Genomic DNA, 26,760 nt, shown 5'->3' on the forward strand with positions numbered 1-26,760 from the left:
ACTCCTGGGCGAGGAATATTTCCTAGCTCATTAACTAAATTTTTGGAGAAATCCTTGCATATCTCAAGAATTTTTACGAAATTTGCATACAAGTTGTGCATAGCGTGAAATATATAACTTTATAATTTGACACTACAAAGTTACTAAAAATCAACGAGATGCACAACTTTTTCTCCATAAAAATATACTAATTTTCAGGCGGTTTTTTAATTCCGCCAACAGGTTTAAAATAGAACTGGAATATGAATAAGATTACGATGTTGGGAACGGGCAACGCTACGGTTACCCAGATTTATAATACCTGTTTTGTGCTGGCTACTGATACCACCCGTCTGCTGGTGGATGCGGGTGGTGGAAATGGCATTCTCTCGCAACTGAAGAAGGTGGATTTTCCGATTTCCGAGGTGCATCATCTCTTCGTCACTCATGCCCATACCGACCATGTGTTAGGTGTCATCTGGGTGATTCGCATGGTGGCCCAATGCAAGGGATATGAGGGACAGTTGCACGTCTATGGTCATGACAAGGTGATGAGGGTGATACGCACGATCATCGACATGATATTGGCTAAGAAGCAGTTGCAGAAGGTGGAGGAACGTGTGGTGTTTCATCTGCTTGAGGATGGCGATGCGTTCGAAGTGGGGGATATGAAGTTGACTTGCTTTGACATTCATTCTACCAAGGAAAAGCAGTTTGGTTTCCGGGCGGAATTGCCGGTGGAAGGTGTGGGCTCTGATGGCTCTCGGGAGGTGGAAAGCAAACCTATGGTATTGGCTTGTCTGGGTGATGAGCCTTACAATCCGCTCAACCGCAGTTATATCGAGGGGGCAGACTGGATGATGTGTGAGGCCTTCTGTCTGTATGCCGACCGGGATACGTTCAAGCCTTACGAGAAGTGTCATAGTACGGCACTGGATGCGGGCAAGTTGGCGGCTGAGTTGGGCGTGAAGAATCTTATTCTTTATCATACGGAGGAGAAGACGCTTGCCTCTCGCAAGGAGAAATATTCCCTGGAGGCTGCTGAGTTTTTCAAGGGCAGGATTGTGGTGCCTGATGACTTGGAGGTAATCGAGTTATAGATTTTTCTTTGTGGGAGGGTTTATCCCACAGATTTACACAGATTCTGGACTTGTTCGGTCTTTGGAAAAAAACACGCAGATTTCGCAGATGACGCAGTTTTTTTGTTTGGATATTTGGGGAATTTTCCTTTCGATTATGGCAAGAATGAATCTGTGTAAATCTGTGGAATCTGTGGGACTTTTGAATTAATGAATTAATGGGGTTATTCAACAGAATCCGGTAGGAAAATCTCGGTTACTTCCCGCTCTCCGAAATCTATAATGGCGTTGAAGAGACTCACTTTTTCTGCCTTTTTTAATACGCTTCTCCCTGCTCTATTTCTTCCTGCGTGATGCGCTTGCGGTCGATGGCACGCCAGGCGAAGACGATGTAGGCGAGCACGAACGGGATGAGGAGGGAAACTATCGCCATGGTGCGGAGCGTGAACTCGCTGCTGCAACTGTTGGCGAGGGTGAGCGAACTCTGAAGGTCGATGTTCGACGGATAGTAGGCGGTGTGGTTCCAGCCGGCTATCAGCAGCAGAACCAGCACGGTGAGCACGGTTCCGATGCCTGTAAACCAGATTCCCTTTCTATACTGCACGCTTCTCGATGACTTGTAAATGCCGAAGAGTACGAGCACTATTCCTATTAATAATAGGGCTGATAGGATTGGCATCTCCAGGAGATTGTGAAGATACTTCATGCTCTCTATCGTAATGCTGGAAGAAGTGCTGAATCCATCCTTTATCATCAATCTGATGAGGAATGGCAGGAAGAACAATAGGAAGAGCAGGGCATTCCATGGCAACTGGCGGGTGCAGCGCTCCTGAATCTGCTGGTGCTCGATGTTGTTCTTGATGTAGAGCATGCCAAGAATGCGGGCTAACATCAGTACGGCAAGTCCCAGCACCACATTCCATGGGTCGAGCAGGGCATCAAGACCATGACTGGCGTTTGCCCAGCGGCTGATAACGGGTTGCAGACTGTTGGTAATATTGCCCTTGTCTATCAGGAAATTGCTGCCGTTGAAGAAGGTGGCTACGGCTCCGCCAAGAAGCAGAGGACCTACGATGCCGTTGATGATGAGGCAGATTTGAAAGGTTTTCGGTCCAAGAAAATTACCTATCTTGTTCTGGAATTCATAGCTCACGGCTTGAATCACAAACGAGAACAGGATGATCATCCACAGCCAGTAGGCTCCGCCGAAACTGGTGCTGTAGAACAATGGGAACGAGGCAAAGAAGGCTCCACCGAAGGTGACGAGCGTGGTGAAGGTGAACTCCCACTTTCGCCCCGTAGAGTTGATGATGAGGCGACGCTCTTCTTCTGTTTTTCCTAAACAGAAAATCAAGGTGTTGGCTCCCTGTACAAACATGAGAAACACCAGCAGGGCTCCTAATAATGATACGAGGAACCACCAGTATGATTGCAAAAATTCGTATGTCATAATACTTTTGGGTTTTGTTGTTTACTGAAAAACTATCCTATGATTCTTTTCGAAATCTTTCTGTAAAACATTGATTATCAGAGAGATTATTCATATTCCGGTCCTTTCTTGATCTGCTTCACCAGGATGCTGATTTCTACGGCGAGCATGGTGGTGAAGAGTGCCAGGAAGATGAAGAAGGTGGTGGCCACGCTGCCTGCCTCGATGTCGGAGATGGCGGCGCTTACTGGCAGCAGGTCTTGGATGGTCCAAGGTTGGCGACCGATTTCTGCTACTATCCAGCCCGATTCTGAGGCGATGTAAGCCAGAGGAATCATGATGATGGCGGAAATGAGGAACCATCGGTATTGGGCGATTTCCTTCTTATAGACCAAGAATAGGCTGAGGACGAAGAAGAGGATGAGCAGGCAGCCTACTCCCACCATCAGGCGGAAGGCGTAGAAGCAGATTGGGATGCTCGGCACCAGTTCCTTGGCGTCCTTGATGTAACCATATCCGAAGTATTTCATATTTTCCTTTAAGATAGGGAGCTGGTCTTGCGCCTTGGTTTCGCGATAGGTTTTCAGGGCAACAATCGCCTTCTTGCCCCGGGCTATCTTTTCCTTAACGGATGGTTCCCGGGTGCCATCCTCGTGGGTGTACCCCTTGAGGATATCGTTCACGCCTGGCACGTAGCCGTCGGCTGTGCGGGTGGCTAAGAACGAGAGCATGTTGGGGATGGCGATGCGCATGGCTGGCTCCTGCTCGTTTTCGTAATCGGGCTGCCGGAAGGGATGAACGGCTGCTATCGCCGTAAGGCTCTCACCCTTTCCACCATTATATAATGCTTCCATCGCAGCCAGTTTCATCGGCTGCACCTGTGCCACCCGATAGGCGGAATTATCGCCGGTCATCGCAGCCAGCAGGGTGGCGATGAGTCCTACTCCGGCACCCATCTTGATGCTCGCCTTGGCAAGTTGGGTTTCTCTCTTTTTCAGGAGATACCAGCAGCTTACGGCTACCACGAAGGTGGCTCCGATGATCCAGGATGAGGTGACGGTATGGGTGAACTTGTTGATGGCGAATGGCGAGAGTGCCACATCCAGGAACGAGGTCATCTCGAAGCGCATGGTGTCGGGATTGAATTCCTGTCCCACCGGATATTGCATCCAGGCGTTGGCTACGAGAATCCACCAGGCAGAAATGGTGGCTCCAAGTCCCGTGAGCCAGGTGGAGGCAAGGTGGAAGCCCCGGCTCACCTTATCCCAGCCAAAGAACATCACGGCTACGAAGGTGCTCTCCATGAAGAATGCCAGGATGCCTTCGATGGCAAGGGGAGCGCCGAACACGTCGCCCACGAACCAGGAGTAGTTGCTCCAGTTGGTGCCGAATTCAAATTCCAGGATGATGCCTGTGGCAACACCCATGGCGAAGTTCACGCCAAAGAGTTTTTGCCAGAAACGGGTTACGTGCTTCCAGAACGGCTTGTTGGTGCGGTAGTAACATGTTTCGGCGATGCCCATGATTACTGCCAGTCCCAGGGTGAGCGGCACGAACAGCCAATGGTAGATGGCCGTGAGTGCGAATTGCGCCCTCGACCAGTCGATGGTGGCTGATGTAATGTCTAATAATAGATTTGTCATCATAGTTGAACGGTTTTAAAATTGTTATTATATCATGTTTTTGTATTTCTTCTGATAATATAGGATTGAAATTCAGAGTCTTATCTGTTCAGGATTTCCTTGGATACGAAGCCAGCCTTGTCTCCGTTTTTTGCATTACTGTTAATATAATTCGGAAAGAAGAAGAGCTTGAGCACCAGGAAGATGATGGCAAGCTTGATGAGGATGATGGTCCAGAGCGTCTTGCCCAGGGTCATCGTCCTGAAGCCATCATAATAGAGATGGAATATTTGGGATAGAAGTCCTTGCTTCATCGGCTTTACATCTGTTTTCATCAGATTTTCATCTGTTGCCATCGGCTTCCCATCCATTTTCATCAGATTTTCATTCTTTTCCTTCTTCATACTTACTCCTTCTTTTAAAAATCTGCAGTAAATCTACAATAAAATTATGTAACTACCAAATATTTTCTTGAAAAAGTTACAAAAAGGTTATTTTTTGGTGTCTCATAAAGGGGTGTTTTAAAGAGAAAACTGTATCTTTGCATCAGAATTTATTATCTTTGCATTATCTAAGCATAAGAAAAAGCATGATCTAAGCATAAGAAATTGCAGAAAATGATGCTTTAGAAAATGCATCTGAAAAATAGAATCATCTTAATCTGAATGAATCAGAAGATATTATGAACATAGAATCAATTAGAGAGTATTGCCTCTCACTCCCTCTTGCAACCGAGGCTTTCCCCTTTGATGAGCGGACCTTGGTGTTTCGCATCTTGGGCAAGATCTTTGCCTGTGTTGACCTGGAGCGCCCGGAATGGGTTACGATGAAATGTAATGCCGATTACGCCCTCGAACTCCGGGAAGAGCATCCCGAAATAGAAGGCGCATGGCATTGGAATAAGAAATACTGGAATCAGGTAAACCTTTATGGCACGCTGGAAGATGATTTCATCCTGTCCCTGATTCGTCATAGCTATTCCGAAGTGGTGAAGAAGCTCAAGAAACAGGAAAAGCTTGAGCATCCTGAAATCATGGAAGTGGTAGAGTAGTTTCTACCACTCCACCTTATCATTCAGAATCACGCCGTCGGTTGCATCTTCGGCAGTAAAGGTTGCGCCCTTATACTGCACGCAGAGCATCACGAGTGGTTCTGTACCATTGTTGCGAACAGAGCGCTTGCCGGCTGGTGCTACTCTTACCACGCTTCCCTCCTGAACAGGGAATACCTTGCCATCCACCTGGAACTCGCCCTTGCCGCTGAGGAAGAAATACAATTCCTCGTGGTTCTTGTGAGTATGGAGGAAGCCTGTCTCTGTGCCAGGAGCAAAGCTCTGGAATGAAAACTCGCCACCAGTAGCGTTCACGCTCTGACCTCCAAATACCTTTCCGGGAATCTTAATCTCAGGACCCAGCTCTAAAGTGTAGTCCTTGATTTCACTCATCTTACCAAAATCTGTGGCTGTAAAGTTAGCAGCCTTTGCAATAGTCTTTGTTTCTTTCATCTTGTCTGTTATTTTTAATGTTTATATTTCTCTTTTTCTTTCTTTCTTTATTTCTCTTTTTTCTTTCACTTTATGTTATTTCCTGAACTTTCGCAAGTTTCGCCCCACACGCCCGAAAAGGGCAGAAGCCCGTACTTGAACCACATGCAAAAGTTCAGTTATTTCTTTTTGTGAATACTTCAGCTTTCAGCTTTCATTTCTGAATTGCGCTGCAAAGATACTGCGAAAAACTGGTTCCTGCAAGAGGGCACTTGGGGGTAAGATGGTTACCGGGAGGTAACTATTACGTGGGAATGGGAGAAAGAAAAATGAAGCGTTAACTTAGATTAACTTGGTATGTTTGGTGTCTTTCCGGATATTAGTTACTTTTGTAGCCTATTGCAGATTATTATAGATTATTGCAGAATATTATAGTAGAATATAAGAAAATTGATTATGGCAAGAATGATAAAAGAAATGGTAGTGCAGGACTGTCCCATCCGTAACGTTCTGGCGCGCGTTTGCGACAAGTGGTCGCTACTGGTAATCTACACCCTGAAAAATCATCAGGATGGTCCCCTCCGGTTTAATGCCCTGCGTAAGCTGATTCCGGATATTTCGCAGAAAATGCTTACCAGCACGTTAAAATCGTTGGAGGCTGATGGCTACGTTACCCGCAAGGCTTATGCCGAAGTTCCGCCAAGAGTGGAGTATTCTCTCACACCCCGTGCTGAAACCCTTATTCCTATTATGGATCATCTGATAGAATGGGCGCTGGATAACATGGCTGTGATTCTGAAGGATAGGGATAAGGCAGTAGGCTGATTTCCAAGATGAGTTTTCCTGAAGAATATTCCAAGATGAGTTTTCCGGAAAATCATTCATTTTTTCTGTAGTTTTGGTAATGCGTGTTTTCGGGAATCTTCGTATCTTTGCACTCGGAAATGATGATCGTCATATAATCATAACTATAAGTATAAAAAATATGTATATAGAGAAAATAAAGTCGCCAGCCGACTTGAAGAAGCTGGATTTGAAGGAGCTGCAGGTGGTGGCTGATGAAACCAGACAGGCTGTGCTGAACCGTGTGAGCAAGCATGGCGGTCATGTGGGGCCGAACCTGGGATTCGTGGAGGCTACCGTGGCGCTTCACTACATTTTTAATGCGCCAAAGGATAAGCTCGTGTTTGACGTAAGCCACCAATGTTATCCGCATAAGGTGCTCACCGGACGAGCTGCGGGATTCCTTGGCGATGTGGATGACATGAATGCCATTTCGGGTTATTCTTCTCCTGCCGAATGTCCGGAGTATGATAACTTTGAGGTGGGGCATACTTCTACTTCCGTGAGTCTTGCCACCGGTTTGCAGAAGGCGCGCGACATCAAGGGTACCGATGAGAACATCATCGCCATTATCGGCGACGGATCCCTTTCGGGCGGCGAGGCTTTCGAGGGACTGGACGAGGCTTCGGAACTCGGCACGGGCATCATCATCGTGGTGAACGACAACGAAATGTCTATCGCCGAAAATCATGGCGGAATCTATAAGAACCTGCGTGCCCTGCGCCAGAGCAACGGCACCTGCGAGCACAACTGGTTCAAGGCATGGGGCTTTGAATACAAGTACCTGGAAGAGGGTAACGACATCGAAAAACTCATCCAGGTTTTCGAGAGCGTGAAGGATACGGATAAGCCTACCGTGGTTCACATTCATACAGAGAAAGGTCATGGATTTGCGCCAGCCGTAGCCAATAAGGAGGCTTGGCATTGGGGATTGCCTTTCAACCTGGAAGACGGTTCGCGACCAAGAAGGAATGCCGATGGAACCCTTCCGGAGGTTGCTCCAACAGAGGATTACGGTACATTATTCTCTGACTGGATGCTCAGCGAGATGAAGCAGGATAAGACCCTCATCGCCGTAACCGCCGGTACTCCTACCGCAGGCGGCTTTACTGCCGATAAGCGCCAACTGGCTGGCAAGCAGCACATCGATATGGGAATCGCCGAAGAGCAGGCAGTAGCCATGATTTCGGGAATGGCGAAGGGTGGACTGCATCCGGTATGGACCGTTTACAGCACCTTTATCCAGCGTACCTACGACCAGATAGCGCAAGACCTCTGCATCAATTCCAACCCAGCCGTAATCAACGTGGTAGGAGGCGGAGTGAACTCGATGAACGACATCACCCACATCTGCCTTTTCGATATTCCGATGCTCAGCAGCATTCCGGGGCTCATCTATCTGGCTCCAACCACCTGCGAGGAGTATTTCGCCATGCTCCGCTGGAGCATTCTGCAGGATAAGAAACCTATTGCCATCCGCGTGCCAAGCAATGGTGTGGTTCATACTTCTGAAACCGTTGATGCTGAGTATGGTTATGAGGCAAAGTACAAGGTGATGCACCAGGGCGAGAAGGTGGCAGTCATCGCCGCCGGTTCGTTCTATCAGAAGGGCGAGAATGTAGTCCGCCTGTTGGCTGATAAGGGTATCGATGCTACGCTCATCAATCCCCGTTATCTGAATGAGGTGGATGCCGAGACGCTGGATAGCCTGAAGGCAAACCATCAGTTGGTGGTAACCTTAGAGGATGGATCGAAGGATGGCGGCTTCGGCGAGCGCATCGCCTCTTACTATGGCACTTCAGAAATGAAGGTGATGGTGGGCGGCATCAGGAAGGGACTCTATGACAGATACGATGTGAAGAAGTTGCTTTCGGATAATCGCCTGCTCGATGAGCAGATTGTGGAAGACGTTTTGTCAGTAATTAATGATTAGTAATTAATTATTAATGATTAGTTATTAATGATTAGTTATTAATGATTAGTTATTAGTTAGTCGGCATAGTTAGTTTTTATTTAACGAGAAATCCAAGCCAGAGAATCATCTCCAGCTTGGATTTCTTCTGTTTTTATCATCGAACGTTTGTCATCATCCCAGTCATTATCTCAATCATCATCATCATCGTCATCATCATCATCATCCCAATCTCTATCGTGCTTCCACTTTTTCTTGTCGTGCTTCCACTTTTTCTTGTCATGCTTCCACTTCTTGTCGTGCTTGTGATGCTTGCACGGCTTTCCTGGTCCATAAGTTTCATGGGTTCCGCCTGGCCATCCCGGTCTTCCGTAGTTGCACTCAGGGCGAGGGCGGCGCTTGTCGTGTCCCCAGTTATGCTTAGGATACTTGGTGTAAATATGGTGAACATACACATGATTCTGCCAGCCGATAGGACGATAGAAATAGTATGAGTTCTTGAATCTCTTCCATTGTCTGGCGGTCATCATGCGCTTGAGCTGCTTGTTGCGATAATGCCAGCCGTAGGCATCGATGTCGCGATAGCTTCGAATGCCGTCCAGGTAGGTGAAATTGATGTTCAGGAGATTGTTGCGCTGGGCGTTGCTCAATCCCAGTTCCACCACCATCTTATCTGTGATAAAACGGGCTTCAGCCTGAATATTTGTCAGTCTCTGAGCATTCATAGATGCAATCATCATCCATGCTGCAACCAATGTCATAATCATTCTTTTCATAACGATCTTCTCTTTAAAGGGTTATTACTGCATTTCTTTTTGTTCTCTTGATTGAAGAGGCTACTTGGTGCCGCTATCAACTTTTTGATGGTGCAAAGAAAGTGCAAGCGTTCATCATGAGGCTTGTTTTCAAGATGTCTGATGCAACCTTTCTTTTATGTGGTGCAAAGATAGAGAGAATAGCTGAAAACAACAAAGGGAAAACCATAATCTGATGTATGATTTTCCCTAAAAGCATCGGGGAGATTCCCTGTAATAAGATTGTAGTATCTTTTATCTGCTAATTAAAATCCTTGTAACCCTTTTGACACATAATACCCCTACCTTTGCACCCGAATTCTGAATGGTATTGTCTCTATATGGGGAAATACGGATTAGAATATTCAAGTTTATTAGAATATTAATAATTATAGTCAGATAAAGAAAAAATGGAAAAGAAAGTTTCGGGTAAGCATGGCAATAGCAAAGGCTTTGCTATGATGAAAGGTAGAATGGCTACTGTAGTTTTGGCTTCGGCTTTATTGTTGGGCGGTGGCTTGACTGCTCAGGCGCAAAACGCAGCATTAACCACTTGTTCTCAGAGTGCAGCAACCGCAATTCCGCAGAATCCTAACTGGAAGGCGAATGCTGCCGAATGGCAGAAACTGAAGGGCGAAATCACCCTCTACATGACCAATGATATGGGTCGCAACGGCTACTATGACCAGAAGCCTATCGCAGAACTGATGGGCGAAATGGCGGGCACGGTAGATCCGGAATGCGTACTTGCCGTGGGCGACATCCACCATTTCAATGGCGTGGCTTCTACCCAGGACCCTCTGTGGCTTACCAATTACGAATGGGTTTATTCTCATCCCGACCTGATGCTCAACTGGTTCCCGGTTTGTGGCAACCATGAGTATCGTGGTAATACTCAGGCTTTCATGGACTACGGCAAGGTGAGCCGACGCTGGATGATGTCAGCCAAATATTATACCAAGGTGTTCGACCACAAAGGAACCACCGTGCGCGTCATCTTCCTCGACACCACACCTCTCATCGATTCTTACCGCAAGAATGCGGAAATCTATCCTGATGCCTGCAAGCAGGATGCTGAGGCTCAGCTCTCCTGGCTCGACGAAACCCTGAAGAATGCCAAGGAAGACTGGGTCATCGTGGTAGGCCATCATCCTATCTACGCCTACACCACGAAGAAGGAGAGCGAGCGACTCGACATGCAGAAGCGCCTCCTTCCTATCCTCCATAAATATAATAATGTGGCGATTTATGCCTGCGGTCACATCCACAATTTCCAGCACATCCAGAAGAAGGGCGATAATATCGACTACGTAGTCAATTCCTCTTCTTCTCTGGCTCGCCCTGTGAAGCCTATCGATGGCACCGTGTTCTGCAGTCCTGCCGATGGTTTCTCTGTATTTACAGCAGATAAGAAGCAGCTGAGAATGGCGATGATTGACAAGGATGGAAAAATCATACACACGGTTTTAAAGGTAAAAAAGTAAAAAGGTAAAAAGAACTTTTTTGCGAAAAGAAACGAATGAAGAATCAATAGCGATATAGATGAAAAGATTTTTAATGAGTGCGGCGCTTCTTGCCGCTGCGACTTCCGCCATTCAAGCACATACGCTGGATGGTATTGTCAAGGATAACAAGACGGGCGAACCCCTCATCGGAACCGTAATCCGAGTGAAGGAGTTGCCCAACGTGAGTACCACCACCGGACTTGATGGTACTTTCACCCTGCATGAACTGCCTGATAAGGGCAAGGTGACCCTCATCGTTTCATACATGGCCTACAAGACCCGTGAAATGGTGGTAGATGTGGCTAAAGACTTCTCCAAGGATGGAAAAGAGGGAAAGGATGGACACCTGACCATCGCCATGGATGAAGACCTGAAGCAGTTGGGCGAAGTGGTGGTTACCGGTCATCGTGAATACAGAAGCGACCGTAGTGCCGTGGAGACCGTGAAAAATGCGGGCAACGTGCTCAACGTGATGAGCCAGCAGAGCATCCAACTCTCTCCTGACGTCAATGTGGCGAGCGTGCTCCAGCGTGTTTCTGGTGTCACCATGGAGCGTGATGCTTCCGGAGAGGCTTCTTACGCCATACTCCGTGGTATGGATAAGCGATACAACTACACCCTGGTCAACGGCGTGAAGATTCCAAGTCCGGACGACAAGAACCGTTATATCCCATTAAATATCTTCCCAAGCGACCTGATGGACCGCCTCGTGGTATCCAAGTCTCTGACTGCCGATATGGAAGGCGATGCAGCCGGCGGCGTGGTGGACATGGTGATGAAGGATGCTCCTTCCCGTTTCCAGATTCAGGCAAATGCTGCCATCGGAGCGAGTAATTATTTCTGGAAAGAGGGTAGAGATTATCTTACCAGCAACCGTTCCGACTATACCAAGAAGGCGCCTTACGAGGCTTTCGGAAAAGACTATAAGGCACAGATGAGCGATTTCAAAAATGGTCCTGTACAGTTGAAGCGCCATTCCGCTCCTGCTCCCAACTTCATCGGAGGTTTGAGCATCGGCAACCGATTCTGGGGCGATCGCTTGGGTGTGATGCTTGCCGGAAGCGTTCAGAATACTTTCCGTGGTACCGAGCGTACTTATAATTCCGTGAAGATGGCTTCGGGTGAGCAGGCGATGTATATCTCCAATCTGCATCATCGCTTCTACAGCATCCACGACCTTACCACGGGTGTTCATGCCAAGTTCGACTTGACTCTGCCTGGACATAAGTTGGAATGGTATAATATGTATGTGCGCACCAATTCCAAGGGCATCAGATACAATAGCGGCATCAATACCGAATACATCGGAGCCGACAGTTATACGCAGGATGATGAAGTCCGCTCTCTCTCAACTACTCAGAGCATTTTCGCCTCCAACCTGAAGGGTACGCATCATCTTACCAAGGATTTTACCCTCGATTGGTCGGGCGTGTTCTCTCAGGCAAAGGAAGAAGATCCGGACAGGACCTATGTCTCTCTGACGAATACCGTGAGCAGGACTGCCGAGAATGGCGGCGATGCTGTTGCGGGTTCTATCTGGGACGATAACAAGAACATTACCAAGACCCTGCCTAAGAGTGCCGAGCGCCGATTCCAGCACAACAAGGATACCGACTGGGCGGGTTACATCAACCTCTCATACGATACGCATTTCGCCAACGATGTGGAGGCGCTCTGGAAGGCGGGTGCGCAGTATCGCAGAAAAGAGCGTAGCAACAGATATTATTCCTACATCTTCAATCCAGCCGACATCTCGCAGACTTTGGACGGCAACGGATTAGACCAATTTGATAACATCGATTGGGTTTGCAAGACTCCTTATTCTCAGGCTTCGCAGCTCAACTATGATTCCAAGGAGCACATCGGCGGCGCTTACGCTATGGTAACCCTGAAGAGTGAACTGGGCGAACTGAATGCCGGTTTCCGTGCCGAGCATACCAATCAGATTTATACCATGCTCCAGCACTTCCGCAACATGGGACAGACGGGCGAGCAGAGTTACTGGGATTATTTGCCATCTGCATCCATCAAGTGGACACCTACCAAGAAGATGAATGTGCGTCTCTCTTACTATCGCTCCATCAACCGCCCTGGCTTCTACGAGATTGTGCCTTATCAGATTATGGGCGAGGAGTATCAGGAGAAGGGTAATCCAAATCTGAAGCGTGCCCGCATCGACAATATCGACCTGCGCTGGGAGTGGTTCCCAAGCAAGACCGAGCAGATCTTGGCAGGCGTGTTCTATAAGTATCTGAAGGACCCTATCGAGCAGGTGTTCGTAACATCGGATGGAAAGATTGGTGCCGGAACCGATGCCTACTATACGCCGGATAACCTTGGTAATGCCAAGAATATGGGATTTGAGATTGACGTGATCAAGTACATCCGCCACTTCGGAGTGAAGGCGAACTATACCTACACCCATTCTGAAATTACCACTTCCAAGCGTGAGTATCAGGAGGGGAGTGCCGAGTATAAGACAGGCGTAACCCAGACCCGTCCGCTGGTCAATCAGGCTCCTCATACCGCCAATATCTCCTTATTATATAAGGATACGGAGCACGGATGGAATGCGCAGTTGGCCTCTTCCTTCACAGGTACCAAGCTTGCCCTGGTTTCTCCTTTCAAGGATGCTGACCAATGGGATAAGGCGATGTTCGGTCTCGACCTGAGTGCAGAAAAGCAATTCAAGAACGGCTTCTCCGTCTTCTTAAAGGCTAACAATTTGCTCGATGCCAAGCGCGAGAGATACTTGAAGACCGTGAACAAGAGCAACTTAGAGTATGAGGGGCAGAAGAGCGATAAGACTATCGTGGGTACTTATAAGTACGGTAGAACCTTCCTGCTGGGAGTAAGATACAAGTTATAAAAGGCTTTTAAAGGTAAAAAGGTAAAAAAGTAAAAAGGTAAAAAAAAAAGAAATGAAAAAGATAAATACTTTCGCTTGCATGCTGATGATGGCAGCAGCGGCTATGTTCTCTACTTCTTGTGAGAACGATAATATCAATCCATACGATTATACTAATAATGGTGGTAATGGAAGTGGAAGCGATGAGAACCTGGGTTCTAAGGATGTCGTCACAACGAAGGTGGCTGAATATCCTGTAGGTTCTCTGGTTTGGAGCAAGGATACTACCCTCAGCGAGAGCGTGGAGATTCCTGTGGGTACTTCGCTCTATATCGAGCCGGGTGTAATCGTTACCTGCAAATCTGAGGTTCAGGTGCCTGTGGAAATCGTGGTGTTGGGTAATCTCTATTGCATGGGTACTGCCGAAAAACCAGTCACCTTTACTTCTGATACCAAGAAGCCTGCCGATTGGGGTGGCATCATCTGCGGATACAATTCTGAGGAGGTGGTACTCAACCACGTGGATGTGGCCTATGCCGGCGCTACTCCTACCGAGAGTTCTGCTTCTTTCCAGAACAAGCTTTTCAAGACTACTATCGATGGTGGTGTGCCTGCTTTCCATTTCTGTAATGTGAATGGTAAGTTTGTGATGGCTAACTGTTTCTTCCACGACAACTATAACGACCAGACTTACTTTACTGGCGGTAATGGTGTGATTATCAATAATATCTTTGCCGATAGCGGAAATGCAGCCGATGGTGGTGAAGCCATCAACGTGAAGGCTGGTTGCAAGCTTGATGTAGCCAACAACATCATCTACAACGCCTGCACCAACGCCTTCAAACTCTCTAATGCAGGCAATAGTGAGACCATTCCGCTTACAGAGATGACCGTTTACAATAATACTATAGTGGATTGCGGATGGCGTCGTGCCAAAAACAAGAAGGGTGGTTCTGTATGGGTAGAGAAGGCTGCCAAACCTATCTTCGTGAACAATCTCATCTACGATTCCCGTTATGGACTGAAGCAGCCAAAGCAGGATGGGGCAGATATGGAGCATAGTCGTCTGACTCCAAACTACTACTTTGCCTCTACCGACAAGGGAGTAGAGCAGATGGCGAAGGGTGCAAGCCTCAGTATCTGGTATGATACAGATATCAAGAGTAGCGTGGCAGGTCAGCTCAATCCTCTCTTCAAGAACTTCACTCAGAGTGAAAAGATGAACATCAATTGTGAAATAGATCTTCAGGAAAAGGGAGCTCCTCTTGCTTTCGATAAGACTTGGAATTTCGAATATCAGGATAATAGTCCTGCACTCTCAGGTGGTGTAACAGACTTTTCTACTCTTTTCCCTAACGGTTTGCCATTCTTCGGTCTGAAGAAAGTGAATTTCCTCGATACCAAGAATGATATGAACTATTACTTCTCCGCTCCTTTGCCACGTGCAAGATTCGGAGCGTGGAGATAAAACATGAAATGATATTTATTATGATGGAATGTCCTGTATAATAGAAAAATGAACAGATAGAAAAAGTCCTTTAGCGAAACAAGTAAGAACTTGCTGCTAAAGGACTTTTTTATTTTATTAGGACTCCTAAAACCTTTGCTTTCGATTAATTTAAACCTTTCTTTTCGAAGCAATTCTAAGCCTTTCTTTTCGAGATTTCCCTTTTTATATTTCAGTATTCCTTTACTTTACATATTTCAGAATCTCCCGGCTCTTTCTTCCCTCCTTGGCAGGAATCGGCATGAAGCCTTCCGTGAGTCCTGTTTTCTCGGTCATCGCCTGAAATACGGATGCGGCATAGTTGGAGAGTTTCAACTTACCCAGTTCTTCCTTGATGGCATCCTCATCATAATCGTCGGCATACAAAAGCGTGTGAAGGTCATCCAGATACTTCTGTGGAATGTTCTTGTGAGGCATTCGGCTCTTGACCTGCAGCACTTGCGAGATGATGGCATCCTGGGTCAGTTGGGCAATAGCCTCTGCCTTGCGGCGCTCAAACTCGTCAAAGGTAAGCGTGTCGGCCTCGCCCCAGTCTTCCATCATCGAAGCTACAGAAGTAAGATGACTGTAACCGAAGTAACGGATGAGGGAAACGTGCTGGTTCCACGCCAACTTTTCCAGGTAGTTTTTTTCTAATGGGGTAGTGGCGATGAGAAGGTCGGCCTTGCTGTACATGCTTTTCTGATAGCATGCTGTCTGCAGGCTGCGCTTCAACCAAGGATTTTTGCAGTTGCGCTCAGAAACATCGCCCAGCGGACAAACGATGTATGGAATGCCCATCTTGCGCGATTTCCTCGCCAGTTGGGCACCCTGCATTGTCCATGCTCCTAAAATCAATACTACATCGGCATCAGTCAACTTGTCTGTGATGTCGAGCTTCTGGCTCATTGCTTCTGTGTATGGCTCATACATCTTCAGCAATTTCTTCTCTTTGGAAATGAACAAATATACTTTCATCGTTTACTTTAATTTTATAACTATAAGTATTTGTATTTTAAGTATTTCGATTATTTCGTCTTGTCTTCAGGTCTCTACTTCCAGCCTTCCGTCTTTTACTTCCTGTTCTAAACTTCCAGCTCCAAATCTTCCAGTCTTCCAAATTCCAAATCTTCCAGTTTTTCAATTTCAAATTCTTTCTGATTTCAAATCTTTCCAACCTTTCAATTTCAAATCCTTCTGCCTTTACAGTTTATGGCTGGTGAAATCGTTTTTGTCAGCTCGCCAGTATCTGATTTTGTTGGCAAAATTTCTCCAGATGATTCCATATTCGTAGAATGGCAACTTGATCATAGCCAAGTCTTCATCAAAATGCTTGATGGCCTTGTGGGCGATGAGCATACGGATGACGAAGAGGAGGATAAGTGAGAATCCAGCGCAACCTGTAAGTATCCAGTCTTGAGCATAAATGCTCCATGCCAAAGCTGCTATAGATGCGAGAAGACTCAGATGAGGCAGCAGGTGGTCGAAGAAGAGGAGGGTGCGCATAGACTTGACTCTGTTGAGCGACTTGAGTGAAGCCTGTAGATAGAGGTGGATGTTGTGCCAAGACTTGTTGGAAGGTTCATCATGGATGAGCCAGGCTTGGCGGCCCAGTTCTACAGCCGTATCGCCACATTCAGCATACTTGTTGACCAGGAAGTCGTATTCGCCCCTGATATACTCCAGGTTGCCCTGATAGCCCTGTCCTTCCATAAAATCGCTCTTGCGGAAGGCCACGTTAGGCATGTGGGTGCGGTAGGCATAGGAATGCTGGGCACGGCGGAGCAGATAGAATGCCCTGTGAATGCTCTCGAAACGGCGGATGCGCTTGGTTTCATCATCAAAAGCCACATAGCCCAAAACCAGATGGGTGGAGGTGCTGAATTGCTGGGCCATAGCGGCAAGCCATTGGTTGCTTTCCGGTCTGCAAGTTGGTTCTGTCAGAATAATCCACTCGTATTTGGCTGCTTTCACACCCAAGGTAATCTGCAACTTCTTACGGCTCATGTAGCGTGAACTCTCAGGAATATACGTATAGTAGAGGTGAGGATTCTGCGCAGCCGTACGCTTCAGGAAGTCGATGGTATCTACGTCGGTACTTTGGCTTACTACGATAACCTGGTAGTCGGCTGCATACTGCTGGTTGAGAAACATCGGCAGATTTCGCTCCAGCTCCGACAGGTTGTCATGAGCTGTAATGAGAATTGTAACTGGTTCAGCATTTTCTTTTTGAGAAAATTCTGCCTTATTTCCTGATTCCTCATTTCCTTCTGTCACATTTCCTTCCGTCTCATTTCCTTCCGTCTCTGGAAAGCGCAACGAGCGCAGGAATGGATTTACCAGCGATCCGAGGATAGCCAATAAAACCACTACTGCGCCTGCTATGATAGTAGTTATACTAATTGTTATCATTTCTTTTCTCGTAATAAGGAAATCATTCCTTTTTATTTTTAAAGATCTTCTGTAATGTAGCCCTTTGGCAACTGGCGGCAGTTGTACTGACTTGCCATGATTTCACCATAGGCTCCTGCGGAACGAAGGGCTATCAAATCGCCACGATGGGTCTTGTTCAGGTCGATTGCCTTGGCGAAGACATCGCTCGATTCGCAGATAGGTCCTACGACATCGTAAGTTTCTACTGACTCATCGCTTGAGATATTTTCTATCTTGTGGAATGCCTGGTAGAGGGCAGGGCGGATGAGATCGGTCATTCCTGCATCGACGATGGCAAACTGCTTGGCGGTTCCCTGCTTGATGTAGAGGGTCTTGGTGATGAGTGAACCCATTTGGCCAACTACGGCACGGCCCAACTCGAAGTGAACCTTCTGACCATCACGCAACTTCAATTTCTTGGCATAAGTATCGAAATAATCCTTGAAATCTGGGATTGGCACGCGGTTTGGATGATTGTAGTCTATACCAAGACCACCACCCACATTGATGTTCTTTACTACAATATGATGAGCTTCCAACTGGTTCTGCAATTCGTTGATACGGTTGCAGAGAGCCTCGAAGTCACCCATGTCAAGTATCTGACTACCAATATGGAAATGCAATCCTAAGAACTTGATGTTCTTCATTTTGGAAGCCTCCTCGATGACTCCTTCCATATCGCGCATGGCAATACCAAATTTGTTTTCAGCCAAGCCCGTGGTAATGTTGGCATGTGTATGGGCGCCAACGTCAGGATTGATGCGGAAGCAAACCTGTGCAATCTTATTCTGCTTCCCGGCAAGTTCGTTGATTACCTCAAGTTCCGGAATGCTTTCTACATTAAAGCAGAAAATTCCTTTCTCCAGTCCGAGGTTGATTTCCCAATCACTCTTACCTACGCCAGCATAAACAATCTTGTTGGCTGGGAAACCTGCGTTGATGGCTGCCTGAATCTCTCCTCCGCTCACACAGTCGGCACCTAATCCAGCCTGGCAGATGACGTTGAGCACCTTAGGGTTGGCATTAGCTTTCACAGCATAATGTACTTCGAAACCTGGGTGCTTGCCTGCCTCCTCGTTGATGGTCTTGAGGGTACGGCGCAACAGGTCTGTGTCGTAATAGTAGAACGGAGTCTGTATCTCCTGAAACTTATCTATCGGAAATGTACCTTTCATTTCGCTTAGTCTTAAATTAATATCTTATTATAGTCAAATTAGAAAATCCAACTGATGGTTAAATCAGAATATCCAACGAAGAGTGGACAGGAAGTATTACATGAGAATTCTTCACTCTTCACTCTTCGTTCTTCATTTATTACTTCTCAAACAGAACATTACTCAAGTTCTGCAAAGCCTGCTTCTTATCCTTCTCCTTGATGAGGAATGAGATGTTGTAGTTGCTGCCGCCGTAAGAAATCATGCGTACAGGGATGTTCTTCATCGCATCGGTAGCGAGGGTCTCGAAGCCTACGTTGCTCCAGTCGAGGTCGCCTACCACGCAGATGATGCACATGTCTGAATCTACGGTTACAGTACCATACTTCTTCAACTCGTTGACGATGTCGTTGAGGTGAGCGTCGTTGTCAATACTCATGCTCACACCTACCTCTGAGGTAGCAATCATGTCGATTGGAGTCTGGTAGCTCTCGAAGATTTCGAATACCTTGCGGAGGAAACCTGTAGCGAGCAACATGCGGCTACTCTTGATTTTGATGGCTGTAATATTGTCCTTTGCTGCCACAGCCTTGATCTTGCCACGTACGATGACGTTGTCGATGATGGTACCGTCTGCCTTAGGATCCATGGTGTTCTTCAGGCGAACTGGAATACCTGCATACTTGGCTGGCTGAACACAGGTAGGGTGGAGAATCTTGGCTCCGAAGTAAGCCAACTCTGCTGCCTCCTCGAAGTTCAACTGGCGTACTGCCTCTGTGTGCTCTACGACACGAGGGTCGTTGTTGTGCATACCATCGATATCGGTCCAAATCTGAATCTCGTCAGCTGGGAGAGCTGCACCTATGAGAGAAGCTGTGTAGTCGCTACCACCACGCTGGAGATTATCTACCTCGCCGTAAGCGTTGCGGCAGATGAAGCCCTGGGTGATGTAAATCTGATAACCCTCGTTCTGCTCCATGATGGCACCCAATTTCTCCTTGATGTACTGTGGGTCTGGCTCTGCATTCTTATCAGTACGCATAAAGTCTAATGCGCTGAGCAATACTGCCTTTACGCCCTGTTCCTTCAAGTAGTTTACAACCATGTTTGTGCTCATGATTTCACCCTGAGCCACGATGCTTTTCTCCTCGAAAGAAGTAAAGAGATCCTTAGTGAAAGAGCGGAGATAATTGAACTCGCCCTGCAGGAATTCGCGTGTAGTTTTCTTCATCTCTTCGGTAGAGTAGAGATCTTCCACGTGCTGCATGTATTTCTTCTCCAAGTTGTTGATTACCTCGTTGGCGCCCTCTGGGTTCTTCTTGTAGAGATAGTCAGAGATCTCAACGAGAGAGTTTGTTGTACCACTCATCGCAGACAATACGATGAAAGTTGGTTCACCTGATTCTGTAACCAATGAAGCTACTCCCTTCATGCGCTCTGGTGAGCCTACGGAAGTACCTCCGAATTTCATTACCTTCATAGTCGTAAATTATTTGAATGTTTAAATTTTTATTTTATTGTTTAAAGTTTAATGAGGGTGTAGAATACTTCACTCTTCATTTTTCGTTCTTCACTTAATTTTCCTCTCCGTCTTCCGTGAGGTCGATGCGATTGTATTCCTTTGTCACATCGCGCAGTTCACCATCCTTGCAGCGGTAAACGATTCCCGGGAATTTGTCGAGCATCGGGATGTTGTGGGTGGTCATGACTACAGCCGTTCCTTGCTGGGTGATTTCCTTCAGCAGGCTCACGATGTTGCTGGCTGTTTCTGGGTCGAGATTACCCGTAGGCTCATCTGCGATGATGATCTTCGGATTGTTGAGCAGGGCTCTTGCGATGGCGATACGCTGCTGTTCTCCACCCGAAAGTTCATGTGGCAACTTGTCTATCTTCTCGATCATGCCCACTTCGTTGAGCACTTCTTCGATTCGCTTGTTTCTTGCCTTCTTGTCTTTCCATCCGGTAGCCTTCAGTACAAACTCGAAGTTCTTGCGTACGGTACGGTCGTGGAGCAACTGGAAATCCTGGAAGATAATACCCAGTTCCTTGCGCAGGGCTGGTATTTCCTTTCGCTTGATGGTCTTGAGGTCTCTGCCCAAAATCTCAGCCTTTTCTGTTTCGCCTTCCACGAGGTCGAGTTCGCAGTAGAGGGTTTTCAGGAGAGAACTCTTTCCTGAACCCACTTTACCGATGAGGTAGGTAAACTCGCCTTCATCCACATGGAAGTTTATTTCCTTGAGCACGCACTTATCAGCCTGGTAAATGCTCACTTTCTGATAGTCTATCAACATCTCTTTTTCTATTTCTGATTTACATAATGTTTGATGATTCCCCGGCAGAAATTATTTCATTTCTCCCTTGCTCTTGGCTACTCGGCGCTTCTTGTCCCAGTTTGGGTCGTGGCGCATCTGGAGTTCCTTGGCTACATCCTCTATGCGTAAGCCCTTGCTGGTGAGCAATACGATGAGGTGGTAGAGCAGGTCGGAAGATTCATATACAAGTTTCTCATCATTTCCGTTTGTAGCTTCGATGATGGTTTCAACTGCCTCTTCTCCAACCTTTTGTGCCATTTTATTGACGCCTTTGTTGAAGAGACTCGTCGTGTAACTTCCTTCTGGCATTTCTTCGTGGCGCTTGTTGATGAAGTCCTGAAGTTCTGAGAGGAAGAGGATAGGGTTCAGCTCGTTCTCCTCAGCCCAGCAGGTATCTGTGCCCTTGTGACAGGTAGGTCCGTCTGGGTGTACCTTAATTAATAAGGTATCGTTGTCGCAGTCGTTCTGAATGCTGACAAGGTTGAGGAAGTTTCCTGATGTTTCACCCTTTGTCCAAAGACAGTTGCGTGAACGGCTCCAGAAAGTAACCTTTTTGGTTTCTATTGTTTTATCGTATGCTTCCTTGTTCATGAATCCCAACATCAAAACGTTCTTGGTGATTGCGTCTTGAATGATGGCAGGAACAAGTCCGTCCATTTTTTCGAAATCTATTTCCATATAATCTTTATATTTTTATCGTATTATAGTTGTTTTATCTTTTATGGTTGTATTGTTGCTTTCATTCTCTTTGAGAGGAAAAGCATCGTCAGTTAGATTCAGAGACTTCCTCGATTCGTCCTTCTTGCGTTTCAGGGATATTCTCGATTCAATTCCTTATTAGATTCTGACATTAATTCCTTCTTCTCTGAGGTATTTCTTGAGATCAGGAATGGCAATCTCGCCAAAGTGGAATACGCTTGCGGCGAGAGCGGCATCAGCTTTTCCCAAAGTGAAGGCATCACGGAAATGCTCCATATTGCCGGCACCTCCCGAGGCGATGATAGGAATGCTTACCTCATCAGCCAGTCTGGCAAGCGCTTCATTGGCAAATCCCTGTTTCACTCCGTCATGATCCATGCTCGTAAACAGAATTTCACCTGCTCCTCTGTCGGCAACTTCCTTTGCCCAGTCAAACAAGCCCAATTCTACACGTTCTCTGCCTCCTTTAACATAGCAATGCCAACCATCTTCATCGAGACGGGCGTCGATGGCGCAAACGCAAACCTGTGAGCCATAGTGACTTGTAATCTCGTTGATGAGCTCCGGACGGCGGATGGCAGCACTATTGATGCTGACCTTGTCTGCACCGGCATTAAGCAGGCGATCCACGTCTTTGAGTTCGTTGATTCCTCCACCTACGGTAAATGGAATGTTGATTTCGGCAGCTACGCGAGTCACCATATCTGTGAAGGTTTTGCGCTCCTCGAAACTTGCTGTTATGTCGAGGAATACCAGTTCGTCGGCTCCTGCATCACTATAGGCTTTGCCCAGTTCTACCGGGTCGCCAGCGCTGCGGAGGTTCACGAAATTGGTACCCTTTACGGTCTCGCCGTTTTTTACGTCGAGGCAAGGGACGATTCGCTTTGCCAAACCTTTATTTATTCTTTGTTCTACCATATTCTTCTTTTTAGCTTTTTCCCGCAGGATTCTATAGTCCCAATTCTTCAACTTTGATTTTGCCCTCATAGAAAGCCTTGCCGAAAACGACGGCAGGAATTCCTGCGGCTTCCAGAGCCTTGATATCTTCGTTGCAACTTACGCCGCCCGAAGCAATCAGATGAAGGTTAGGGTAGGCTGCCATTACCTCTTTATATAGTTCTATGGCAGGTCCCTGCAACGTTCCATCCTTACTGATTTCTGTGCAGAGCACATTCTTTACACCCTTATCAATATATTGTTTCAGGAAAGGCAGGAGGTCTTCTGAGGAATCCTCCTTCCAACCATTGATAGAAATCTTGCCGTTTCTCACGTCTGCCCCCAGAATCAGCTTCTCAGCACCATATTTCTCCATCCATTGCATGAAAAGCTCCGGATTGGTTACGGCGATGCTGCCCACGGTAACCATCGAAGCACCTGCTGCAAATGCCTTCTCAATATCCTCCTCGGTCTTGATTCCACCACCGAAATCAACCACGAGGGAAGTACTCGTCGTAATAGCCTTGAGTACGGCATCATTAACGATATGCTTAGACTTGGCACCATCAAGGTCAACCACATGCAGTCGATTGAAGCCCAGACTCTCGAAGTGTTTGGCTACTTCAGCAGGATTATCATTATAGACCTTCTTCTGGTCGTAATCGCCTTTCGTAAGACGTACGCATTGCCCGTTGATCAAGTCGATGGCAGGAATTAATTCTATCATATTTCTTTTATATTTCTAAGAAGTTCTTCAAAATCTGTTCGCCAACCTTGCCGCTCTTCTCAGGGTGGAACTGGCAAGTATAGAAGTTGTCCTTGTGTAAGGATGCACTATAGGGGAGGATATAATCGGCTGTAGCAATTGTATCCTCGCAGAGCGGAACATAATAACTGTGTACGAAATAGGAGTAGGGATGAAGTAAAGCCTCTGATGATTTCCCGAATCCCTTATAAAGATCCGTCTTCAGATCGTAAATCTCGTTCCATCCCATCGCAGGCACTTTATCTTCATGTCTTTGAGGCTGGAATCTTTTAACATCTACATCAAAGATGCCGATGCAATCTACATCGCCCTCTTCAGAATGGCGACACAACAATTGCTGTCCTACGCAAATGCCCAGAACTGGTTGCTTTAAATCTCTGATGACTTGGTCGAGGTGGTGTGCCTTGAGGTATTCCATGGCTTCTTTAGCCTGGCCTTGTCCAGGGAAAAGAACACGGTCTGCCTTCTGAAGCATTTCAGCATCATCTGTAAGAATAGGATTGATGCCCAAACGCTTCATGGCGTTGACTACGGAATAGATATTTCCGGCATTATATTTTACGATTGCTACATCCATAACCTAACGTAATTCATGTTATTTTAATACGTTTTGTAATTTACAGATGCAAAGATACATATTTTCTTTCAATCAAAAGAAAATATTAGCAAAAAGATTGCCAAATATGCTATATTTCTTTCAGATAGTAAGCGAAAAAGGTATATTTATTCGACTTTATTATCTTTAAGCGCCCTTTTTTCATTTCAAGCGCTTAAATTTCATACGAAAGAATTCTAAATGAAATAATTCTGACGGATTCGTTTCTGATGAATTTATTTCATGTGAATCAATCTCATACGAATTATAATCATGCTTGGATTGATTTCAGGCAAATTTCCTTTTTCTTTTAGTTAGTCTTCTTGTGAATCTGCGGTACGAAGAATGATGGAAGTTGCACCAATAGTAAATAATGTACCGTCTTCGATAACACGACGTTCCTTGTCTCCCAAGATTTCATTATCTACAAAGGTACCTGTGTAGCTCGGACCGTCACGGAGCACATACTTGAGGCGTCCCTTCTTGTCGCGACTCACATTGATGACACAATGGTTCATGTCAACACTTGGGTCAACCGTCTCGATAGGGCAGTTGATTCCGCTGTTCTTCATATATCGTCCGATGATGTTATCGCCCATCTGGAGAGGAATCACCTGCTTGTAGGCAAATACATTCTCTATGACAACGATGGAGCCGAATCCCTTTTCGTTGGCATTCTCGTCAAGAACTTCCTCCTTGCGGGTCTCGCGAAGTTTGGAAACACCCATGCGAATGCCAAATTGCTTATTGCAGTTAGGACACACAAATACGAGACTCTGACCAGCCTCGTATTTCTTCTCATCAAAAGTAATGTAGTTGTCACACTTAGGACAGCGAACTCTTTTCATGTATATTTTCTTTGTTTTTACTCACTTTTGTTTTTTGCTCATTCTCTGTTACTCGGTAACTTTGGTAATCCAGCCATCCGCAAAAACTTCATTATTACGGAGATCATGGAGAGCCTTATAGGCCTGACCTTCAGTCTCGTATGAGCCATAAACTACCTTCACATTCGTAGCGGTAATAACCACCTTGGCAGCCTTGAAACCCTTGGCTTGCAGCGTCTCTACATAGTTGGCAGCATTACGCTTGGTTACGCGGCTTGCCAAAACGATTCCATAATATGGTTTGGCGCTCTTGAGCTCAGCCTGGTCGATTTTCTTCTCGTTGGCCTCATCGTTAGCGTCCTTATTCGTTTCTGAGTTGATTTTCAATACCTTCTCGCTGTTTTCTGTCTTGGAAGCAAGTTCCGTTTGGTGGGTATTTTGTGTAACTAACTCCTTTGGCATGATACGGGTAAGCATGCCTGTATCAATCTTGCTGGTCTGCACATTAGGAGTTCTCAATGGAGTAGAGATGGCGAAGAAAGCTATGATGGCGATGCAGGCTGCAGCCAGATTGCGGAGCCAACTCTTCTTGATAAGAATGAACTCTGCAGATGGCTTTTCGTCATCGTCATTTACGTCAAATACAGAATTTGCTGTCGCATTCTGTAATGCCACAACAGGTTCAGCCTGTTTTTCTTCTTGATTTATCTCTATATTTTCTGCAATATTGGTGCTGTTAGTCTTCTCAAGCGTAACTGTAGGCTCATTTTCCTGAGCGCTGAGAGGAAGCATGTCGAATCCGCCCAAACCATAATAGTTAGGGGTCAGAATGCCAGCCTCGCAAGGCTCAAAAGTATAATTGCCGTCTTCGTTGAGATATATAGTACCGATATTGTTGATTTCATACTTGCCTTCATTTTCCAGGCGCTGACGGATTTCGGCCACCTCGTTGGCAAGGCGGTCGATAGCTTCTGGGTAACTGATGTCGTATGCTTCTACGTAAGATTGCGCCAAAAGGGAATCGTTCATCTTCAACTGTGGATTGAAGCCAACGGTTCTCAATGGTGGCAAAAACATGTTGTCTCTGCCATCATAACGTGCATCTACGTGGTGAGCCATGAAGCCCCCAAAATCAGGGACAATCACGCAATCGTTGCTCAGAAGTAGGATTTCGATATGTCTTTCTAGTTCATTCACGACTGCAAAGTTAGTGAAAAAAATGAAACTGACCAATAATTTTAAGGAAAAAAAATACTTGAAGATATAAATAGTTGAAAATGTTTTGTCATATCGTAGAAAAGTATTATCTTTGTCCCTAAATAATTAATGTGTGATGATATGAATTGCAAAATTACAGATATTCAAGGGGTGCTCTATCTGATCAAAAGGCATTCTTTGATGATGGCATTGCTATGTGGACTCTCTTTTGTCGCCAGTTGTGGCAAGAAGGCCAGTCCGGATTCTACACCCAAAGAAGATACTCGCGCTAAGAAGTTGCTGCAGGGCATCTGGTTGAATGAGGACGATGAAGACGTGGCTTTCAGAGTAAAGGGAGATACGATTTATTATCCTGATTCGACGAGCCAACCCGTATATTTCTGCATTTATGGCGATACTTTGATCATGAAAGGTGCCCGAGATGTGAAATATCCTATCCTGAAACAGGCGGCTCACTTATTTGAGTTCAAGAGTCCAAGTGGTGATGTGATCAAGTTGACCAAGACTTCTGATAAAACTTACCTGAAGTCTTTCCAGCAGGAGAAACCAATAGCGCTCAATCAGAATCAGCTTATCAAGCGTGATACGATTGTTTCGCATGGGGATAACAGATACCATCTGTATGTTCAGGTGAATCCTACTACTTACAAGGTGTTTAAGAGTTCGATGAACGATGATGGAGTGCAGGTGGATAATGTCTATTTCGACAATATCCTAAAATCCGCAACTATCATCCAATACACGATTAAGGGTAGATTTATGAGTCGTTAGTAGCAGCTTTCAGTAAAAAGCAACAGCACAACATCAATATGTAGCCACCATCCCCTTACCCCACGATGC

Annotated in this window: 24 protein-coding genes and 1 pseudogene; 8 read left to right on the forward strand and 17 right to left on the reverse strand. The window is 46.2% G+C overall.

The window, feature by feature from the left end; all coding sequences use genetic code 11:
• Positions 1–178, reverse strand: a pseudogene (locus tag EXN75_RS18340) (IS982 family transposase); the annotation flags it as partial.
• A 64-nt stretch (positions 179–242) separates the two neighbouring features.
• Between EXN75_RS18340 and EXN75_RS14110 the strand changes: the two are divergent.
• Positions 243–1,079 carry an MBL fold metallo-hydrolase gene (locus tag EXN75_RS14110; protein WP_134844289.1) on the forward strand — a complete coding sequence of 279 codons (837 nt, stop codon included), beginning with the start codon at positions 243–245 and terminating at the stop codon, positions 1,077–1,079.
• Between the two features lie 295 nt (positions 1,080–1,374).
• Here EXN75_RS14110 and cydB read toward each other — a convergent pair whose 3' ends face one another.
• From cydB to EXN75_RS14130, 3 genes are all read right to left on the reverse strand, one after another.
• Complete coding sequence (gene cydB / locus EXN75_RS14120; RefSeq protein ID WP_134844290.1) at positions 1,375–2,508, reverse strand: cytochrome d ubiquinol oxidase subunit II; 1,134 nt, start codon at positions 2,506–2,508, stop codon at positions 1,375–1,377.
• An 86-nt stretch (positions 2,509–2,594) separates the two neighbouring features.
• Positions 2,595–4,130, reverse strand: a complete 1,536-nt coding sequence (locus EXN75_RS14125; RefSeq protein WP_134844303.1) for a cytochrome ubiquinol oxidase subunit I — start codon at positions 4,128–4,130, stop codon at positions 2,595–2,597.
• 80 nt (positions 4,131–4,210) lie between these two features.
• The gene (locus tag EXN75_RS14130; RefSeq protein WP_134844304.1) at positions 4,211–4,423 is read right to left on the reverse strand and encodes a DUF4492 domain-containing protein; all 213 of its coding nucleotides are present in this window, start codon (positions 4,421–4,423) and stop codon (positions 4,211–4,213) included.
• Positions 4,424–4,791: 368 nt separating this feature from the next.
• Here EXN75_RS14130 and EXN75_RS14135 point away from each other — a divergent pair, with 368 nt between their 5' ends.
• A complete protein-coding gene (locus tag EXN75_RS14135; RefSeq protein ID WP_134844291.1) occupies positions 4,792–5,160 on the forward strand; it encodes an MmcQ/YjbR family DNA-binding protein in 369 nt (122 codons plus the stop codon).
• A gap of 3 nt (positions 5,161–5,163) precedes the next feature.
• On the opposite strand, the gene EXN75_RS14140 is transcribed toward EXN75_RS14135, so the two are convergent.
• Complete coding sequence (locus EXN75_RS14140) at positions 5,164–5,613, reverse strand: cupin domain-containing protein (RefSeq protein WP_134844292.1); 450 nt, start codon at positions 5,611–5,613, stop codon at positions 5,164–5,166.
• Positions 5,614–6,048: 435 nt separating this feature from the next.
• Between EXN75_RS14140 and EXN75_RS14145 the strand changes: the two genes are divergently transcribed.
• Together EXN75_RS14145 and EXN75_RS14150 are read left to right on the forward strand one after the other, a co-directional pair.
• The gene (locus tag EXN75_RS14145; protein WP_134844293.1) at positions 6,049–6,417 is read left to right on the forward strand and encodes a winged helix-turn-helix transcriptional regulator; all 369 of its coding nucleotides are present in this window, start codon (positions 6,049–6,051) and stop codon (positions 6,415–6,417) included.
• Positions 6,418–6,577: 160 nt separating this feature from the next.
• Positions 6,578–8,368, forward strand: a complete 1,791-nt coding sequence (locus tag EXN75_RS14150) for a 1-deoxy-D-xylulose-5-phosphate synthase (RefSeq protein ID WP_134844294.1) — start codon at positions 6,578–6,580, stop codon at positions 8,366–8,368.
• Between the two features lie 170 nt (positions 8,369–8,538).
• Here EXN75_RS14150 and EXN75_RS14155 read toward each other — a convergent pair whose 3' ends face one another.
• Positions 8,539–9,123, reverse strand: a complete 585-nt coding sequence (locus EXN75_RS14155; protein ID WP_134844295.1) for a hypothetical protein — start codon at positions 9,121–9,123, stop codon at positions 8,539–8,541.
• A gap of 428 nt (positions 9,124–9,551) precedes the next feature.
• Between EXN75_RS14155 and EXN75_RS14160 the strand changes: the two genes are divergently transcribed.
• Genes EXN75_RS14160 through EXN75_RS14170 form a run of 3 tightly spaced genes read left to right on the forward strand, consistent with a single transcriptional unit; the run spans position 9,552 to position 14,962 of the window.
• On the forward strand, positions 9,552–10,625 hold the full coding sequence (locus EXN75_RS14160; protein ID WP_134844296.1) for a metallophosphoesterase: 1,074 nt from the start codon (positions 9,552–9,554) through the stop codon (positions 10,623–10,625).
• A 58-nt stretch (positions 10,626–10,683) separates the two neighbouring features.
• Positions 10,684–13,515, forward strand: coding sequence for a TonB-dependent receptor (locus tag EXN75_RS14165; protein ID WP_134844297.1), 2,832 nt, complete (start codon positions 10,684–10,686; stop codon positions 13,513–13,515).
• Between the two features lie 52 nt (positions 13,516–13,567).
• A complete protein-coding gene (locus EXN75_RS14170; protein WP_134844298.1) occupies positions 13,568–14,962 on the forward strand; it encodes a right-handed parallel beta-helix repeat-containing protein in 1,395 nt (464 codons plus the stop codon).
• 222 nt (positions 14,963–15,184) lie between these two features.
• Here the strand turns inward: EXN75_RS14170 and EXN75_RS14175 are convergent, their stop codons facing one another.
• From EXN75_RS14175 to EXN75_RS14225, 11 genes are all read right to left on the reverse strand, one after another.
• Positions 15,185–15,958, reverse strand: coding sequence for a glycosyltransferase family protein (locus tag EXN75_RS14175; protein ID WP_134844299.1), 774 nt, complete (start codon positions 15,956–15,958; stop codon positions 15,185–15,187).
• A 225-nt stretch (positions 15,959–16,183) separates the two neighbouring features.
• Complete coding sequence (locus EXN75_RS14180) at positions 16,184–17,392, reverse strand: glycosyltransferase family protein (RefSeq protein ID WP_134844300.1); 1,209 nt, start codon at positions 17,390–17,392, stop codon at positions 16,184–16,186.
• 38 nt (positions 17,393–17,430) lie between these two features.
• A complete protein-coding gene (gene lysA / locus EXN75_RS14185) occupies positions 17,431–18,588 on the reverse strand; it encodes a diaminopimelate decarboxylase (protein ID WP_134844301.1) in 1,158 nt (385 codons plus the stop codon).
• Between the two features lie 139 nt (positions 18,589–18,727).
• Positions 18,728–20,047 (reverse strand): aspartate kinase, encoded by a 1,320-nt coding sequence (locus EXN75_RS14190; protein WP_134844302.1) that lies wholly within the window; start codon positions 20,045–20,047, stop codon positions 18,728–18,730.
• 94 nt (positions 20,048–20,141) lie between these two features.
• On the reverse strand, positions 20,142–20,858 hold the full coding sequence (locus EXN75_RS14195; protein WP_118116960.1) for a cell division ATP-binding protein FtsE: 717 nt from the start codon (positions 20,856–20,858) through the stop codon (positions 20,142–20,144).
• A gap of 51 nt (positions 20,859–20,909) precedes the next feature.
• Positions 20,910–21,557 carry a bifunctional phosphoribosyl-AMP cyclohydrolase/phosphoribosyl-ATP diphosphatase HisIE gene (gene hisIE, locus EXN75_RS14200; protein WP_118116961.1) on the reverse strand — a complete coding sequence of 216 codons (648 nt, stop codon included), beginning with the start codon at positions 21,555–21,557 and terminating at the stop codon, positions 20,910–20,912.
• A gap of 159 nt (positions 21,558–21,716) precedes the next feature.
• Positions 21,717–22,496 (reverse strand): imidazole glycerol phosphate synthase subunit HisF, encoded by a 780-nt coding sequence (hisF, locus tag EXN75_RS14205; protein ID WP_167639534.1) that lies wholly within the window; start codon positions 22,494–22,496, stop codon positions 21,717–21,719.
• 31 nt (positions 22,497–22,527) lie between these two features.
• Positions 22,528–23,241, reverse strand: coding sequence for a 1-(5-phosphoribosyl)-5-[(5-phosphoribosylamino)methylideneamino]imidazole-4-carboxamide isomerase (gene hisA, locus EXN75_RS14210; protein ID WP_118116962.1), 714 nt, complete (start codon positions 23,239–23,241; stop codon positions 22,528–22,530).
• Between the two features lie 7 nt (positions 23,242–23,248).
• Positions 23,249–23,857 carry an imidazole glycerol phosphate synthase subunit HisH gene (gene hisH / locus EXN75_RS14215; RefSeq protein WP_118116963.1) on the reverse strand — a complete coding sequence of 203 codons (609 nt, stop codon included), beginning with the start codon at positions 23,855–23,857 and terminating at the stop codon, positions 23,249–23,251.
• Positions 23,858–24,189: 332 nt separating this feature from the next.
• Positions 24,190–24,723 carry an FHA domain-containing protein gene (locus EXN75_RS14220; protein WP_118116964.1) on the reverse strand — a complete coding sequence of 178 codons (534 nt, stop codon included), beginning with the start codon at positions 24,721–24,723 and terminating at the stop codon, positions 24,190–24,192.
• A gap of 48 nt (positions 24,724–24,771) precedes the next feature.
• Positions 24,772–25,899, reverse strand: a complete 1,128-nt coding sequence (locus tag EXN75_RS14225; protein ID WP_167639535.1) for an HU domain-containing protein — start codon at positions 25,897–25,899, stop codon at positions 24,772–24,774.
• A gap of 141 nt (positions 25,900–26,040) precedes the next feature.
• Between EXN75_RS14225 and EXN75_RS14230 the strand changes: the two genes are divergently transcribed.
• Positions 26,041–26,691 carry a DUF4738 domain-containing protein gene (locus EXN75_RS14230; protein WP_246031419.1) on the forward strand — a complete coding sequence of 217 codons (651 nt, stop codon included), beginning with the start codon at positions 26,041–26,043 and terminating at the stop codon, positions 26,689–26,691.
• Positions 26,692–26,760: the final 69 nt, after the last annotated feature.

This window comes from Segatella hominis, assembly GCF_004535825.1.
GTDB lineage: Bacteria > Bacteroidota > Bacteroidia > Bacteroidales > Bacteroidaceae > Prevotella > Prevotella hominis.